Below are 15496 nucleotides of genomic sequence, written 5' to 3' on the forward strand. Positions count from 1 at the left end.
GGGTGGCACAAGCGGGGGCGCCACCGGCTGGGTGGCACGGCGGGGGCGCCACCGGCCGGGCGGCACAAGCGGGGGCGCCACCGGCCGGGCGGCACAAGCGGGGGCGCCACCGGCTGGGTGGCACAAGCGGGGGCGCCACCGGCTGGGTGGCACTAAGACAGTGGCGGGTGAGGGATTCGAACCCCCGAATGCGAAGCAGTCTGATTTACAGTCAGATCCCTTTGGCCACTTGGGTAACCCGCCAGGGCGCACCCGACCACGTTCTACAACACAACCGAAGGCGCTGATAAAGGATACCCAGGAGTGCGCCCGGAGCGAAATCGCGTCGTGTCAGCCCGCGTCCGCGGCTTCGTCGGCGTAGCGGTTTGCATAGTCGAGCACCTCGTCGAGGTAGGCGGGTGACTCGTTGTAGGCCGCGATCGCGGTGCGCCAGCCGTCTTCGGTGCCCAGGTCGCCGCCCGAGTAGCAGAGGTACTCCGCTGCCGACAGGGAGGCGTCATCGATGTTGTGAATGTCGGGCACGCCGTCTCCGTTGGCCTCCGTCGCCCAGGCGGCCCAGGTGGTGGGCACGATCTGCATCGGCCCCACGGCGCGGTCCCATTCCGTGTCGCCGTCGACCGCCCCCGCATCGGAATCGGGGATCTCCTGGAAGCCGTTGCCGTCGAGCGCCACGCCGATGATGAGGTCGCTGGTGACCCCGTCGTCCTGGATGTCGCCGCCGAAGATCGTGCCGTGGTGCGACTCGACCCAGCCGATGCCGGCCAGGGTGTTCCAGCCGAGGTGGCAGTCGGGCTGCTGCTCGCTGATCGCGAGCGCCGCGCCGGCGTAGCCCTGCAGAGCTCGCCGCGGGATGCCGGTCGCCGCGGCGACCTGGTCGAGCCATCCGCTGTCGACGAGCTCGGCGCTCGGGGTGCCGTCGGTGAAGGCCCTGTCACCGACATCGGATGCGCGCGGGGCGTCGGCAGAGACAGCGAACGTGGCCCCCGGCCCGGCCGAGCCCGCCCCTCCGCTCGCGCATCCCGTCAGCAGCACCGCCGCGACCACCCCCGACACGACCGCACCCCACGTCTTCCGCACACTCCCCACTCAACCAGACCCCCCTGACAACCAGCCCCAGTAGCCGTCACAGCACCTCGATACCCATTCCACCAGCCGCCTGGATCAGACGTGCATCATGCGTCCAGAATCCCTCGCACAGGTGGAATTGTGCGGTCGCGAGATGCAGGGCATCGATGGCACTCAGCGAGTGACGCGCTCGGAGTGCCGCGGCGTCGCGGTAGATCTCCGGCCCGATGTCGAGCATGGTGAGGCCTCCGATCATGCCGTCGTACCGGCGGGCGAGAAGCAGGTCGCCGCGACGGAGCGGGGCGACCCGGCACTCCATCGCCACGAGGGGACTGACGGCGATCTCCGCCGAAAGCGTGGCGAACCGCCGCCGGAGTCCGTCGCCACGCGCCGTGGAATCTTCGACCAGGTAGACCAGGATGTTCGTGTCGACATAGATCACGAGTCGTCGCGCCCTTCGAGGATGTCGCGGATCACCTCGTCCACTTCTTCGGCCGTCTTACGCTGCGACTCGGGAATCGGATTGGACTCCAGCCACTGGACCAACTCCCTTCCCGTCATCCCGCGTTTCGGAACATAGGGCACGATCTTCGCTACCGGCACACCGCGACGCGCGATCACGAGCTCCTCCCCGGCCTGGGCACGAGCCACCAGGCTCGACAGGTTGTTTCTTGCTTCCAGCACATTGAACAGCTCCATGGTCTCCCCGACCTCCTAGCCACAAAGCCTAGCCAGGTTGAGACTTCGTCACAACCGCAGACCCGCGTAAAATGAGCGCATGGCAGATTCATCGTTTGACGTGGTCAGCAAGGTCGACAAGATGGAGGCGGACAACGCCCTCAACCAGGCGCAGAAAGAGGTCGCGCAGCGCTACGACTTCAAGAACATCGGCGCCTCCATCGAGTGGAGCGGAGACAAGGTGCTGATGAAGGCCAACTCCGAGGAGCGCGTGAAGGCCATCCTCGAGGTCTTCGAGTCGAAGCTCATCAAGCGCGGCATCTCGCTCCGCAGCCTCGACGCCGGCGAGCCCTACGCCTCGGGCAAGGAATACCGCCTCGAGGCCTCCATGAAGGAGGGCATCGCGCAGGACGACGCGAAGAAGATCAACAAGCTCATCCGCGACGAGGCGCCCAAAAGCGTGAAGTCGCAGATCCAGGGCGACGAGCTCCGCGTGAGTTCGAAGAGCCGCGACGACCTGCAGGCCACGATGGCGCTGCTCAAGGGCGCCGATCTCGACGTGGCCCTCCAGTTCATCAACTTCCGCTGACAGCGGTGGCGAGTGATCCCGCGGTGAGCGGACAGGCCGGCCGCCCGGGAATCGACGTTCCCGACCGGCGGGGCCGCACGGGTCTCGACCAGACCGGGCGCGACCTCACCGGCAACCCGCGAGTGCGGGTCACCGACGTGCAGCTGCTCAGCTCGAACTGGTACATCACCCGAACGACCCGGATCGAGTTCCAACACCGCGACGGCCACTGGTCGACCGAGGAACGGGAGACCTACGACCGGGGCAACGGCGCCACCATCCTGCTCTACGACTCCGAACGCCGGACGGTGCTGCTCATCCGCCAGTTCCGCTACCCGGCCTACGTCAACGGCCACCCCGACGGCCTGCTGCTCGAGGTGCCCGCGGGGTTGCTCGACGAAGACGATCCCGAGACCGCCATCCGCCGCGAGGCCCGCGAGGAGACCGGGTATGCGATCGGCGAGGTGCAGCACGTCTTCGACGCTTACATGAGCCCCGGATCGGTCACCGAGAAGCTCTTCTTCTTCGCCGCTCCCTACGACGCCTCGAACCGAGCGGATGCCGGCGGAGGGCTCGCCGAGGAGGGCGAGGACATCGAACTGGTGGAGCTCGGCATCGACGAGGCCCTCGCCCGCATCGGCACCGACATCCTCGACGCGAAGACGATCATGCTCCTCCAGTGGGCTGCGCTCTCCGGCCCCTTCGCTCCCTAGCCCCGAGTATTTGCCCCATCCCGCCCCAAAATCCGGATTTTGGGGCGGGACGGGGCAAGAAGTCGAGGGTCAGTCCCGGTGGGGGAAGTCGGGGTACGGGAAGACGTGGGTGGGGTCGTAGTAGCGGCGCACCTCGGCCAGGCGGTCGAAGATCGCGGCCGGCCACGACTCCTCGTAGAGGCCGGGCACCGACAGGGAGCCGCTCGAGAAGTTGATGTTGGTCTCCGTCGACACCCAGTCGGAGAGCTGAGCCGTGATGCCGTCGGCGATCTGCGGCAGCACCGTGTCGAAGAGGGACGGATCGGGGACCCCGATCATCACGAAGGAGTAGCCCGCCGAGCGCCCACCCACCGCACTGCCGCCCGGAACGTCACGCGCGGTCGCACCGCCGAGGTGCCGCAGTTCGGCGGAGATGATCGGCACCTCGCGGCCCGGTCCGAAGATCGCGAGGAAGCGGTCGATGAACTCGCCGTCGATGCCGCTCAGCAGCATCCCGCGGTCCCAGCTCGGCCCGGGTTCGGTGGGATCGTTGTGGATCGTCGAGATCTCGCTCGCCGGCATCTCGCCGACCCGGCCGAGGAAGGCCGTGCCCGCGTCACGGATGGGCTGGAACAGGCGCTCACCCTCCACCGGGTCGCCGACGTAGGCGAACCGGGCCGAGATGACCGTCTTGCCGCGCAACGGCTCCGGAATGACATCGAAAGGCGGGAACCGCACGACCGCCACCGACGAGGTCGCCTCCTCGGGCGCGGTCTCGGTGAACGCGGCCCACGCCCGCAAGACGGCCGGGATGTCGCTCTCCTCGTAGAACAGCGATCCGCCGTAGAGGCTCTGCAGTCGCACCAGCCCGAATTCCATCGACGTGACCACCCCGAGCCCGCCCTTGCCGCCACGGAGTGCCCAGAACAGATCGGGATGCTCGTCGGCACTCGCCGTCACGATGTCGCCCTCCGCCGTCACCACCCGGAAGCTGCGCGCGTAGTCGGAGGAGAAGCCGAAGGTCCGTGCGAGCGGACCGACTCCTCCGCCGAGGGTGTAGCCGATGCATCCGACGTGCCCCGACGCGCCGGTGATGGGCGCCAGACCGTGTTCCGCCGCGGCCGCGACCACGCTCTCCCAGCGGTTGCCCGCCCCGATCTCGGCCACTGCGTTCTCGGCGTCGATCGACAGCCCGGTCAGGCGCGAGGTGGTGATGAGCACCCCGGAGGTCACCGGTACGGCGCTGCCGTGGCCGGTGGCGAGCACGTGCACCGGGAGGCCGTTGGCGACCGCGAAGCGCACGGCGGCTGCGACATCCGCTTCGCCGGCCGCACCGACGGCGACCTCGGGATCGTGCACCACCGCGGTGTTCTGGGCGACGACCTCGGCGGGCAACGCGGCGTCACCGCGCTGGAGGACCGGCCCGGAGGCCGCGGAGACGAGCTCGGCGAAGGATTCGGAGGAGAAGGTCATGCCTGCGACTGTAGCGAGCCCCTCCGACGCGGGTCGAGGGGCTCCGCGAGGATTGCGGGACCCCGCATCCGCCTCGGCGATCCGCCCGCTCAGCGCACCATCGGGTCTCCCAGTCGCCCGGCCATCACTCGCACCGCCTCCTCGAAACGACCCGGGTCGGGGCCGGAGTAGTTCAGCCGCACGAAAGCCCCCGTCGGTTCGGCGGGGAACCATTCCTCCCCGGGCGAGATCAGCACCCGCTCGCGCGCGCACGCCGCCACGAAGTCAGCGGCGTCGATGCCCGGAGGCAACCGCAGCCACAGGTTCAGCCCGCCCCGAGGAACGCCCGTGAGTGTGCCGGGCGGCAGCAATTCCTCCACCAGGGCCACCAGCGCGTCGCGCCGCGAGCGAAGCTGCTCGCGCATCCGGCGCAGGTGCGGCTCCCACCCGGGCGCGGTCACCACCTCGAGCGCCGCGGTCTGCAGCACCCCGCTCACGTAGAGCCCGTCGACCACCCGATCGGTCTGGATACGCGAGCGCGCGGGCCCACGGGCGATCACCGCGGCGATCCGGATGCTCGGCGACACGCTCTTGGTGAGTGAGCGCACGTACACGACGTGACCGTCGGCATCCTGCGCGATGAGCGGCCGCACCACGGAGTCGATCGCGAAGTCGTGCGCCCAGTCGTCCTCGACGAGGAACGCCCCGTTCGACCGCACCACCTCGAGGATCGCGGAGGCCTGGGCCGCCGACCAGCTGACCCCGGTGGGGTTCGCGAAGTGCGGCATGGCGTAGAACAAACGCGCGCGGGTGCGCTCGAAGACCTCGGTGAGGATGACCGGATCGACCGCGCTCCCGCTCTCGTCACGCGGCACCGGCACCACCTCGAGCCCCGCCTGCCGGGCGGCGGCGATCGCTCCCCAGTAGCCGGGCGACTCCATCACGATCGCGTCGCCCGGCCGCGCGAGTGTTCGGAAGACGGACGACAGGGCGCTCTGCCCGCCGGGCATCACCAGCACGTCGGCTGCGGTGGGCGCCGACCCGCCCGTCGAGGTCGCCTCCCCCACCTCTCGCGCGAACCACGAACGCAACTCAGGCAGACCGGATGCCGGCGGCCGATCCAGCGCCGAGCGCGACCGCGCGGCCCGCCCCAGCGCCGCCTGCACCGCCCGCACCGGGAGCAGATCGTCGACCGGATAGCCGCTGTGCAGGGCGATGACGTCGGGCTCGGCCGTCTGCATGGTCGATCCGACATACCCGCCGTCGGTGCGGATCGCGCCCAGAGCCGCGGTCTGCCAGCCGTAGTCGGCGCGCGGCGCGGGCTGAGCATGCCGCACGAAGTTGCCGGCCCCGGGACGCGACTCGACCAGGCCCTCGCGCACGAGCATTCGCACGGCCTGCTGCACCGTGACCGGGCCGGCTCCGTATCGCACGGTCAGTTCGCGGGTCGACGGGAGTCGCGCCCCGGCCCGTAGGCCGGCGATCGAGGCGCGGAGGTCGGTGGCGATGCGCAGAGCACTGCTACTCTGGGTCATGAAGGATGATAGTAGCGCTACTGCGACCGTGACCGCTCCGCTATCGCGTGGCGCAGCCCGGAGCCTCACGGCGCCGGGCCTGATCTGGGGATTCCTCGGCGTGCTCGCATTCTCCTTCACGCTCCCGTTCACGCGCATCGCGGTTGCCACCCTCGATCCATTGCTGGTGAGTGCCGGCCGTGCGGTGGTGGCCGCCGCCCTCGCCGGGATCGTGCTGCTCGCGACCCGCACCGCCCTGCCGCCACGCGCCCTCTGGCCGCGCATCCTCGTCGTGGCCGCCGGCGTCGTTGTGGGATTCCCGATGCTCACCTCTTTCGCCCTGCAGACCTCCCCGGCGAGCCACGGAGCCGTGGTGATCGGCCTCCTCCCCGCGGCGACGGCGGTGGTCGCGGTGGTGCGCGGCCGGGAGCGACCGAGCCGGATGTTCTGGATCGCCTCCGTCGCCGGAGCGGTCGCCGTGGTCGCCTTCACGGTCATCGGCAACGGCGGTCTGCGCGGCGTGCATCTGTCCGACCTCCTCCTGCTCGGAGCCGTGGTGGCCGCGGCCGTCGGCTACGCCGAAGGCGGCCTGCTCGCGCGCGAGATCGGGTCATGGCAGGTCATCTGCTGGGCCCTCCTTGCGGCCGCTCCAGTGATGGCGGTGCTGACCGGTGTCTCGGTGGTGCAGCATCCGCTCACCGCATCACCGGACGCGTGGCTCGCCTTCGCGTACGTGAGCGCGATCAGCATGTTTCTCGGCTTCTTCGCGTGGTATCGCGGCCTCGGGATCGGACCCATCGCCTCGGTCAGCCAGATCCAGCTGGTGCAGCCCGTGCTGAGCATCGTGTGGGCGGCACTCCTCCTGGGAGAAGTCCTGACGCCGCTCACGATCGTCGGAGCGCTCGCGGTCATCGTCTGTGCGGCTGCGGCGGTGCGCTCCCGGGTACGTCGCTAGGCGCGCGAGATCTCGATCATCTCGTCGCGCGGCACGACCTTGATGCGCAGACGCGGCGGGGTGTCGGACGCCCCCAGTGCCAGTTCGTGCTGGTCGAGTTTGTGCCAGCCCTCGAGGTCGGTATATGCGACGCCGCGCGACTCGAGGAGCGCCGGAACGGCCTCCTCCGACGGATCGGCCGGGCTCCACCAGTTCGCCTGGTCGCGCACGAGGTGCGAGAGCGTCTCCATGGCGTCGGACTTCGTGTGGCCGATGAGGCCGACCGGGCCGCGCTTGATCCAGCCCGTGGCGTAGACGCCCGGGATGACCTCGTTGTGGTCGTCGAGCACCTGACCCTCGTGGTTCGGGATGACGCCGTGGTGCTCGTCGAAGGGGATGCCGTCCAGCGGCGAGCCGAAGTAGCCGACCGCGCGGTAGAGCGCCTGGATCGGGATCTCGCGGATCTCGCCGGTGCCGCGCACGCCGCCCGCGCCGTCGGGCTCGGTGCGCTCGTAGCGGATGGCGGCGACGTGCCCGTTCTCGTCGCCCACGATCTCGAGCGGCTTGGCGTAGAAGTGGAGGTGCAGGCGGCGCGACGCCTCGCCGACCGGGCGCTCGCGCCACTGGTTCAGCACCTTGTTGATCACGAAGACCTGCTTGTTGGTCTCGATGGCGGCTTTCGAGGCGTCGTCGAGCTCGAAGTCCTCGTCGGCCACGATCATGTCGACGTCGTTCATCTCGCCGAGTTCGCGGAGCTCCAGCGGCGTGAACTTCACCTGCGCCGGCCCGCGCCGGCCGAAGACGTGCACGTCGGTGACCGGCGAGGCCTTGAGCCCCTCGTACACGTTGGCGGGGATCTCGGTCACGAGCAGGTCGTCGGCGTGCTTGGCCAGGATGCGCGACACGTCGAGCGCCACGTTGCCGTTGCCGATGACGGCGACCGACTGGGCCTCGAGCGGCCACGTTCGCGGGACATCCGGATGACCGTCGAACCAGCTCACGAAGTCGGCAGCGCCGTACGATCCCTCCAGGTCGATGCCGGGCACGTTCAGCGAGGCGTCGCGGATGGCTCCGGTAGAGAAGATGACGGCATTGTAGTGCTTCTTGAGGTCGTCGAGCGTGATGTCGACGCCGTAGCGGACGTTGCCGAAGAAGCGGATGACACCCGAGTCGAGCACCTCGCGGAGCGCGGTGATGATGCCCTTGATGCGCGGGTGGTCGGGCGCGACGCCGTAGCGCACGAGGCCGTAGGGGGCGGGGAGCTGCTCGAACAGGTCGATCGAGACGTCGAAGTGACGCTCGGCCTTCACGAGCAGGTCTGCGGCGTAGATTCCGGCGGGGCCGGCTCCGACGATGGCCAAACGGAGCTTGGTCACGGTGAGTTCCTTCGGATCGGTAGACGCTCGGCGTCTGAGGTGCACGCATCCGATTCGGATGCGCGAAGCGGATGGCTAGCTGGTGCGCTCGACGACGGTGTCGGCGAAGCGGATGAGGGTCTTCTTCACGGTGCCGGCGGGCAGCGGCGCGAGCGCCTCGATGGCCTCGCGGGCGAAGCGGCGCGCCTCGTCGACCGTGCGCCGGGTGACCGGGTGCTCCCTGAGCATCCGGATGGCCTCGTCGGCGTCGGCGCCACCCGCCTCGAGCGCCTCGGGGGTCAGCCGGGCGAGCAGCGCGGCGGCCTCCGGATCGGAGACCGCTTCCTGTCGCAGGAACAGCACGGGCAGGGTCGCGACGCCGGCCCGGATGTCGGTGCCGGGCGTCTTGCCCGACTCCTCGTCGCTCGGAGCGATGTCGATCACGTCGTCGACCAGCTGGAACGCGATGCCCACCTTCTCGCCGAACTCGCGCACCGGCTCCTCGTAGGAGGAATCGGCACCGGAGAAGATGATGCCCAGCTGCGCCGAGGCGGAGATGAGCGAGCCCGTCTTGTCGGCGAGCACGCGGAGGTAGTGGGCCACCACGTCTTCGCCGTCCTGCGGGCCGATGGTCTCGTTCAGCTGCCCGAGGCAGAGGCGCTCGAAGGTGTCGGCCTGCAACCGGATGGCCCGCTCGCCGAGCTGAGCGAGCAGGGCGCTGGCGCGGGCGAAGAGCAGGTCGCCGGTGAGGATGGCGACCGAGTTGCCCCACACGTTCTGGGCGCTCGGCACCCCGCGGCGCTGATCCGCGTCGTCCATCACGTCGTCGTGATAGAGGGAGGCGAGGTGCGTGAGCTCGATCGAGGTGGCGGCGGTGACCACCTCGTCGGTGACGCCGTCACCCAGCTGGGCGGTGAGGAAAGCGAGGATGGGGCGCACGCGCTTGCCGCCCGCGTCGAGCAGGTAGCGGGAGACGACATCCACGAGGCCGCCGGTGAACTTGGTCTCGACGGCGAGGCGGATCTCGAGCGCGTCGATGCTCTCCTCGATGAGCCTCGCGGTGCGCCGGTCTTCTCCGGTGGAGAACAGGCGGTCCGCGAGGGAGAGCGGAGTGGACCGGCCCGTGGCACGGCGGAGACTGGGGGTCACGTTCACTAGCCTACTTTTCTTCCGCGAGCGGCCGGGTGGGCTTCGCCGGCTTCGTGCCCTTGTGCAGAGCCACGATGCCCGCGCTCAGGTCGCGGTATTTCACCTGCTCGAAACCGGCGGTGCGCAACCAACCCGCGAGGGTCTTCTGGTCGGGCCAGGACTCGATCGACTCGAAGAGGTAGCCGTAGGCCGGCACATTCGACGACACCGCCTTGGCGAGCGTCGGCATGACGTGCTTGAGATACCAGTAATAGGCGGAGCGGATGGGCGCGATCGGCTTGCTGAACTCGCAGATCACGATGCGACCGCCGGGCTTGGTCACGCGATAGAGCTCGGCGAGTGCCGTCTGCGGCTCGACGATGTTGCGCAGCCCGAAGGAGATCGTGACGGCGTCGAACTCGTCGTCGGCGAACGGCAGGTTCATGCCGTCGGCCACCACGAACTCGATGTTCGGCATGCCGGCCTGCTGCTTCTTGCCGACCTCGATCATGCCGGGCGAGAAGTCGGCGGCCACCACGTGGGCGCCACTGCGGGCGAGCGAGGCGCTCGAGGTGCCGGTGCCGGCCGCGAGATCGAGGATGCGCTCGCCCGGTCGGGGGGCGACGGCACGGGTGGTGGCCACCCGCCAGAGGGTCGCGTTGCCGACGGAGAGCACGGTGTTCGTGCGGTCGTAGCCGGCTGCCACCTGATCGAACATGGCAGAGACCTGCTCGGGTCGCTTGGTGAGGTCTGCCTTAGTCACCGTCACAGTTTACGGTGGGTTGCTGTGCGCCGCCGCCGACCGAGCGACAGTGGCCCCCGAAGGCGGGCGTAAGCTGATTCGGTGAGCGATACTCCCCCGGTTCCGCGGCTGCACGTCGAGACCACCCGGGTGGACGACCTCAAGCTCCTCATCCCTCTGATCGACCCGCGGCATCCGCTGATCTGGATGCGCAAGGGCCAAGGCATCGCCGGTGTCGGCGAGGCCCTGCGACTGGAATTCTCCGGACCCGACCGGATGCTCGACGCCTGCGCCGCGTGGAAAGAGGTGGCCGAGGCAGCCACCGTCGTCGACCCGATCGCCGCCTCGGGAACGGGGTTGGTGGCCTTCGGCACCTTCGCCTTCGCCGACGACTCGGCCGCCACGAGCGTGCTGATCGTGCCCCGGCTCGTGCTCGGCAAGCGCGACGGCCGGTTCTGGATCACGCGCACCACCGTCGAGGGCGAAGACCCGGCCTCGGTCACCACCCCCACGTCTCGACCACTGGGCCCCGAGTACCGCATCTCGCTGCTCCCGGGTGCCGTGTCAGCGGAGGGCTTCCGCGCCTCCGTCGACGCCGCCGTCGCCCGCATCGCCGATCAGCAGCTCAGCAAGGTGGTGCTCGCCCGCGACCTCACCGGCCACCTGCCCGCCGGCTCCGACCTGCGCCGCCCCCTCACCGACCTCGCCCTCGGCTACCCCGACTGCTGGACCTACGCCGTCGACGGTTTCGTGGGATCCAGCCCCGAGACGCTCGTTCGGGTCGACCACGGCACCGTCAGCGCTCGGGTGCTCGCCGGCACCACGTCGCGGGGAACGGATGCCGAGGCCGACCAGGAGAAGGCGGTCGCGCTGGCCACTTCCACCAAGGACCTCGACGAGCACGGCTACGCGGTGACCAGCGTCATCGCCGCTCTCACGCCGCACAGCCGCAATCTGACCGTGAGCGAGATCCCGTTCACCCTGAAGCTGCCGAATCTCTGGCACCTCGCCAGCGACATCGAAGGCACGCTGAGCGACGGCTCGACCTCACTCGACCTGATCGCCGCGCTGCATCCCACGGCGGCCGTGGCCGGCACACCGACTCCCGAGGCGCTCGCCCTCATCCACGAACTCGAACCCTTCGATCGTGGCCGCTACGCCGGTCCGGTGGGCTGGGTCGGGGCCGACGGCGACGGCGAGTGGGCGGTGGCGCTGCGTTCGGCGCAGGTCGACGAATCCGGCGACATCACGGCGTTCGCGGGCTGCGGGATCGTGACCGACTCCGACCCGGAACGCGAGTACCTCGAGACGAAGATGAAGTTCCGGCCGATCGTCGAGGCGTTCGGCTAGCGAGCCGCTCGCACTTTCTTCCCGCGGATTCCAATCCGATGCGGATGGGCCTCCGAAGACCTTCTGAAGGCAACGGCACCCTGGCACCGCAACGAAAGCGCTGTTCAGGGGCCGGTTTCATCCGATCCCTGAAGGAGAAGGTCCCATGCGCATCACCAAGCGTCACACCCTGACAGCACTCGCTATCGCCGCTGTCGCAACGTTCGGCCTCGCCGGATGTTCCGGCTCCAGCACCGACTCGTCCGGCTCGTCCTCGTCGTCCGAGGAGTCCATGGCTCCGTCGCCGAGCATGACCTCGACGCCCGACTCGATGGCCGACCCGGCCTCCGACCTCGTCGGCTCCGGCTGCGCCGCTTACGCGGATGCCGTTCCGGACGGCGCGGGCTCCGTGGCCGGCATGGCCGCCGACCCGGTCGCCACCGCTGCCTCCAACAACCCCCTCCTGAAGACCCTGGTCGCCGCAGTCTCCGGCGGGGTCAACCCCGACGTCAACCTCGTCGACACCCTGAACGGCAGCGAGTTCACCGTCTTCGCCCCGGTCGACGACGCGTTCGCGAAGATCGACGCCGCGACGCTCGACTCGCTGAAGACCCCTGAAGGCGCTGCGACGCTGACCAAGATCCTCACCTACCACGTGGTCCCCGGCCAGATCGCGCCTGACGCGATCGACGGAACCCAGACCACCGTCGAGGGCGGCACGGTCGAGGTCACCGGCAGCGGCGACGACATCATGGTCAACGGCGCCAAGGTCATCTGCGGCGGCGTGCACACCGCCAACGCCACCGTGTACCTCATCGACTCGGTGCTGATGCCCCCGATGTAGTCTCGGGCGCACAGCCGAAGGGCCGGTCACCTCAGGGTGGCCGGCCCTTCGTCGTGCCATCGGCGCCGGTTAGAGTTCGGTTATGGATGAATCGGCCGCGAGCCCCTCGGGCGGCGAACCGGAACAGGTGCCGGACACCCGTCGCCCTCGGTCGGTCTACGGCGTAGGCCGCGACCCGGATGTGCGGTTCAGCCTCGCCAACGAGCGCACGGCCCTGGCGTGGGTGCGCACCGGGCTCTCGCTCGTGGCGGGTGGCGTGGCGCTGACCACCCTGTCCGCCCTGGCGGATCTCCCGTGGGTGATCGACGTCATCGCCCTGGTCGCCTGTCTCGCCGGCGGAGCACTGGCCGCCTCGGCGCTGTTCTCCTGGCGCCGGGTCGAGCGCGCGCTGCGCGAGGACCGACCCCTGCCCGCCCCGGCCGCTCTACCGTGGCTGGTCGGTGGCGTGGTGGTGCTGGCATTGGTGCTCGGCGGCTACGCGATCTTCGAGCTCGGGCGCACGCTGTGACGCCGAAGCCGACGGAGGGCGGCGCGACGAAGCCGCGCGACCCGGGTCTGCAGCCCGAGCGTACCGCTCTGGCCTGGCAGCGCACGGCCCTCTCCACCGCGATGATCGCCCTGTTGCTGGCCTTCGCCTGCCTCCGCGGAGGCTTCCTGATCGGCACCGCGATCGCCGCACTGGTGGCGGTGGGTGCCGGCGCGACCCTCTTCTTCTCCCGGCGCGCGGCGGCCCGCAAGAGCCGGGTCTCCGCATGGACACCGCTCACGCGCATTGCCGTGCTGCTGATCGCCACGGCCGTGCTCGGCGTGGTCTTCGCCCTCATCGCCCTCTTCTGACAGCGATGGCGAGTGCGACGACGGCCGGCCCCCGGGGAGACGCCGACCGTCGTCCGTCTGAGAGGCCTACCCCAGGTAGGTGGCCAGCTTCGTGTAGGTGGCTTCGGAAATGGTATTGACGCCACCGAGCACCACGATGTGGACCGGGTTGATCCGTTCGAGCTCGGACACGATGGTCGCCGGGACGCTGTCCTTCGTCACCAACAGCACCGGAGCGTGGAACTGGATGGCCGCGGCGGAGCCCGACAGCGCATCCGGGAACACCTCGCCCGAGGCCACGTACACCGTGCCGGTGTCGTCGACGTCGAAAGCGTCGGCGGACACGCTAGCCGAGACGGCGTAGCGGTCGGCGCCGTCGATGCGCGTGGTGGGTGCGATGGCGGTGAGTCCCGTGGCGACGGATTCAGCCACCGAGTTCGTGCCGCCGAGCACCACGATCCGGTCGGGGTCGAGCCGCTCGAGTTCGGTCTTCACGTCGGCCGGCACCCCGGTCTTCGTGACGAGCAGCACCGGACCGCCCAGCAGCCCGGCGGCCGCCGAGCCCGAGAGTGCATCGGGGAACACCTCGCCTGAGGCGACGTAGGCGACGGCGGGATGCGGCGCGAAGACACCACGGGAGACCGCGGCGGAGACGACGTAGCGGTCGGCGCCGCCGATGCGCTCCACCACGTCGGCGTAGGCGCCCAGGGCCGTCTCGACCGAGGCGCCGACGGTGTTCGGGCCGCCCATGAGCGCGATCCGGTGCGGCTGCAGGCGGCGCAGCTCGGAGTCGACCGACGCGGGGATCGCGTCCTTCGTGACCAGGAGTACCGGCGCATCCTGGGCGCCGGCCGCGGCCGAGGCGGACAGCGCGTCGGGGAACACGGCGCCCGACGCGACGTACACGGTGTCGATCTCGCCCGGGAACTTCGCCGAGACGCCGGCCGACACCGCGTAGCGGTCCGGCCCGCCTATGCGCTCGATCGTCGGATCGACCGAGAGCGTCACCTTGGCTGTGAGCAGCGGCAGGCACGGGAGCGCCTTGCCCAGCTTGACGCAGTAGACGAACGAGTCATCGCCCGAGAAGGTGTTCTCGGGGGTGTAGGTGAAGGAGCCGCCCTCACCGAGCCCGTCGATGCTGCCGTGCGAAGGCCCGCTCACGATCGAGATGAACGGGGTCAGCCCCAAGTCGTGGTCGTTGGCGAACACCCCTTGACCGACTGGCGTGGTGAAGGTCTGTCCTGCCGTGAGCGTGTAATCGTCATCGGTCAGAGTCGGGAGGATCTCGTCGGCGTTGGCCGCCGAGGGTGCAAACGCGACGGCCCCGATGACGGCGCAGGCCGCGACGACCGCGGCCATCCGTCGCCGCCCTCGCCAAGCCGACCCGACTGCTGCTGAATCACTGGTGACCGACATGTTCCACGCTCCTGAGATAATGACGATATCTCAGATAGTATGTCAGGCCGCCGTCTTCAACGCATCCTTTCTCCGACTTCTTCTCATGTTCCGGAGTCGCGGCCCTTGGGACACCACCACCACGCCCGCGATCACGACCGCTCCCCCGACGAGCTCCGCGGGTAGCGGCGCCTCGCCGAGCCAGAGCCAAGAGACGAGCACGGCGATCGGCGGCACGAGGTAGAGCAGCGACGTCGACGCGGCCACCGGCATCCGCGCCACCGCGTAACCCCAGAGCACGAACCCGAGGGCCGATGGCAGAAGCCCGAGATAGAGCGCGGCCAGCCACGGTCCCGGGCCGGCTCCCACCAGGTCGGAGAAGCCCGCCGGCACGAACGGAAGGGTCATCGCCGTCCCCGCGACCATGCTGTAGCACGCCACTTCGAGCCCGGTGTATCTCACCAGCAGAGGCCGCTGCAGCGGGTGATAGATGCCCTGGACCACCATCGCGGCGACCACGATCCACACCGCCGCCGACAGCGAGACGCCCGCCCGGGCCAGACAGACGAAGGCGACGCCGCCGAAGGCGATAGCACTGCCGATCATGGTGAGGACCGTGATCCGCTCGCGGAACAGAAGGCGCGCCACGATCACCGACACCAAGGGCGCTGCAGCCACCACGATGCTGGCCGTCCCCGCCGGCACGAACAGCTCGCCCGCATTGAGCAGCAGCTGGTAGGCGGTCATGCCGAAGAAGCCGCACGCGGCGATCCAGCCGAAGTCTCGTGGGCGCGGGAGGCGCGACCGGGTCGCTACCGCGGCGATCACGAGGACCGTGGCCGCCACCGCGAGGCGGGCTATGGAGAGTCCGATCGGCCCGAGTGCCGGCGAGGCCAGACGGATGGCCGGGAAGGCGCTCGCCCAAAGCACCACCACGGCGAGGCCGGCCACCACGGGGAGCACAGGCTGCAATCGCATGAGCCG

17 protein-coding genes and 1 tRNA gene are annotated in these 15496 nt (G+C 69.6%); 7 read left to right on the plus strand and 11 right to left on the minus strand.

What is annotated here, in order from left to right; genetic code table 11:
• Positions 1-161: 161 nt before the first annotated feature.
• From ACFJGU_RS04560 to ACFJGU_RS04575, 4 genes are all read right to left on the minus strand, one after another.
• Positions 162-243, minus strand: a tRNA-Tyr gene (locus ACFJGU_RS04560).
• Between the two features lie 87 nt (positions 244-330).
• Positions 331-1077, minus strand: coding sequence for a lytic transglycosylase domain-containing protein (locus tag ACFJGU_RS04565; RefSeq protein WP_382308045.1), 747 nt, complete (start codon positions 1075-1077; stop codon positions 331-333).
• A 46-nt stretch (positions 1078-1123) separates the two neighbouring features.
• Positions 1124-1507, minus strand: a complete 384-nt coding sequence (locus ACFJGU_RS04570) for a type II toxin-antitoxin system VapC family toxin (protein WP_382308046.1) — start codon at positions 1505-1507, stop codon at positions 1124-1126.
• The gene (locus ACFJGU_RS04575; RefSeq protein WP_382308048.1) at positions 1504-1764 is read right to left on the minus strand and encodes a type II toxin-antitoxin system Phd/YefM family antitoxin; all 261 of its coding nucleotides are present in this window, start codon (positions 1762-1764) and stop codon (positions 1504-1506) included. Before ACFJGU_RS04575 ends, ACFJGU_RS04570 begins: the two co-directional genes overlap by 4 nt.
• 79 nt (positions 1765-1843) lie before the next feature.
• Between ACFJGU_RS04575 and ACFJGU_RS04580 the strand changes: the two genes are divergently transcribed.
• Both ACFJGU_RS04580 and ACFJGU_RS04585 read left to right on the plus strand, forming a co-directional pair.
• Positions 1844-2332, plus strand: coding sequence for a YajQ family cyclic di-GMP-binding protein (locus ACFJGU_RS04580; protein WP_382308050.1), 489 nt, complete (start codon positions 1844-1846; stop codon positions 2330-2332).
• 5 nt (positions 2333-2337) lie between these two features.
• Positions 2338-3024 (plus strand): NUDIX domain-containing protein, encoded by a 687-nt coding sequence (locus ACFJGU_RS04585; protein WP_382308052.1) that lies wholly within the window; start codon positions 2338-2340, stop codon positions 3022-3024.
• A 69-nt stretch (positions 3025-3093) separates the two neighbouring features.
• Here ACFJGU_RS04585 and ACFJGU_RS04590 read toward each other — a convergent pair whose 3' ends face one another.
• Complete coding sequence (locus ACFJGU_RS04590; RefSeq protein ID WP_382308054.1) at positions 3094-4476, minus strand: FAD-binding oxidoreductase; 1383 nt, start codon at positions 4474-4476, stop codon at positions 3094-3096.
• 89 nt (positions 4477-4565) lie between these two features.
• Positions 4566-5990 (minus strand): PLP-dependent aminotransferase family protein, encoded by a 1425-nt coding sequence (locus tag ACFJGU_RS04595; protein ID WP_382308055.1) that lies wholly within the window; start codon positions 5988-5990, stop codon positions 4566-4568.
• On the opposite strand from ACFJGU_RS04595, the gene ACFJGU_RS04600 reads away from it, so the two are divergent.
• Positions 5989-6924 carry a DMT family transporter gene (locus ACFJGU_RS04600; protein ID WP_382308056.1) on the plus strand — a complete coding sequence of 312 codons (936 nt, stop codon included), beginning with the start codon at positions 5989-5991 and terminating at the stop codon, positions 6922-6924. The genes ACFJGU_RS04595 and ACFJGU_RS04600 overlap by 2 nt on opposite strands.
• Here ACFJGU_RS04600 and ACFJGU_RS04605 read toward each other — a convergent pair.
• The 3 genes from ACFJGU_RS04605 to ACFJGU_RS04615 all read right to left on the minus strand — a co-directional run bounded on the left by ACFJGU_RS04605 (position 6921) and on the right by ACFJGU_RS04615 (position 10104).
• The gene (locus tag ACFJGU_RS04605; protein ID WP_382308058.1) at positions 6921-8279 is read right to left on the minus strand and encodes an FAD-dependent oxidoreductase; all 1359 of its coding nucleotides are present in this window, start codon (positions 8277-8279) and stop codon (positions 6921-6923) included. The genes ACFJGU_RS04600 and ACFJGU_RS04605 overlap by 4 nt on opposite strands.
• A gap of 75 nt (positions 8280-8354) precedes the next feature.
• Positions 8355-9407, minus strand: a complete 1053-nt coding sequence (locus ACFJGU_RS04610; RefSeq protein WP_382308060.1) for a polyprenyl synthetase family protein — start codon at positions 9405-9407, stop codon at positions 8355-8357.
• A gap of 10 nt (positions 9408-9417) precedes the next feature.
• Positions 9418-10104: a class I SAM-dependent methyltransferase gene (locus ACFJGU_RS04615; RefSeq protein WP_382310262.1), complete on the minus strand. Its 687-nt coding sequence runs from the start codon at positions 10102-10104 to the stop codon at positions 9418-9420.
• Between the two features lie 126 nt (positions 10105-10230).
• Between ACFJGU_RS04615 and ACFJGU_RS04620 the strand changes: the two genes are divergently transcribed.
• The 4 genes from ACFJGU_RS04620 (at position 10231) to ACFJGU_RS04635 (ending at position 13138) form a co-directional block, all read left to right on the plus strand.
• Positions 10231-11478 (plus strand): isochorismate synthase MenF, encoded by a 1248-nt coding sequence (locus ACFJGU_RS04620; protein ID WP_382308062.1) that lies wholly within the window; start codon positions 10231-10233, stop codon positions 11476-11478.
• 145 nt (positions 11479-11623) lie between these two features.
• A complete protein-coding gene (locus tag ACFJGU_RS04625) occupies positions 11624-12301 on the plus strand; it encodes a fasciclin domain-containing protein (protein ID WP_382308064.1) in 678 nt (225 codons plus the stop codon).
• A gap of 82 nt (positions 12302-12383) precedes the next feature.
• Entirely contained in the window at positions 12384-12809 is a 426-nt protein-coding gene (locus tag ACFJGU_RS04630) for a YidH family protein (protein ID WP_382308065.1), read from the plus strand.
• On the plus strand, positions 12806-13138 hold the full coding sequence (locus ACFJGU_RS04635; protein ID WP_382308067.1) for a DUF202 domain-containing protein: 333 nt from the start codon (positions 12806-12808) through the stop codon (positions 13136-13138). The genes ACFJGU_RS04630 and ACFJGU_RS04635 overlap by 4 nt, the downstream gene beginning before the upstream one ends.
• Before the next feature lie 66 nt (positions 13139-13204).
• On the opposite strand, the gene ACFJGU_RS04640 is transcribed toward ACFJGU_RS04635, so the two are convergent.
• Both ACFJGU_RS04640 and ACFJGU_RS04645 read right to left on the minus strand, forming a co-directional pair.
• Complete coding sequence (locus ACFJGU_RS04640) at positions 13205-14533, minus strand: cell wall-binding repeat-containing protein (protein WP_382308068.1); 1329 nt, start codon at positions 14531-14533, stop codon at positions 13205-13207.
• A gap of 42 nt (positions 14534-14575) precedes the next feature.
• A complete protein-coding gene (locus tag ACFJGU_RS04645) occupies positions 14576-15490 on the minus strand; it encodes a DMT family transporter (protein ID WP_382308070.1) in 915 nt (304 codons plus the stop codon).
• Positions 15491-15496 lie beyond the last annotated feature (6 nt).

The sequence above is a fragment of the Herbiconiux sp. UC225_62 genome, from assembly GCF_042694625.1.
GTDB lineage: Bacteria > Actinomycetota > Actinomycetes > Actinomycetales > Microbacteriaceae > Herbiconiux.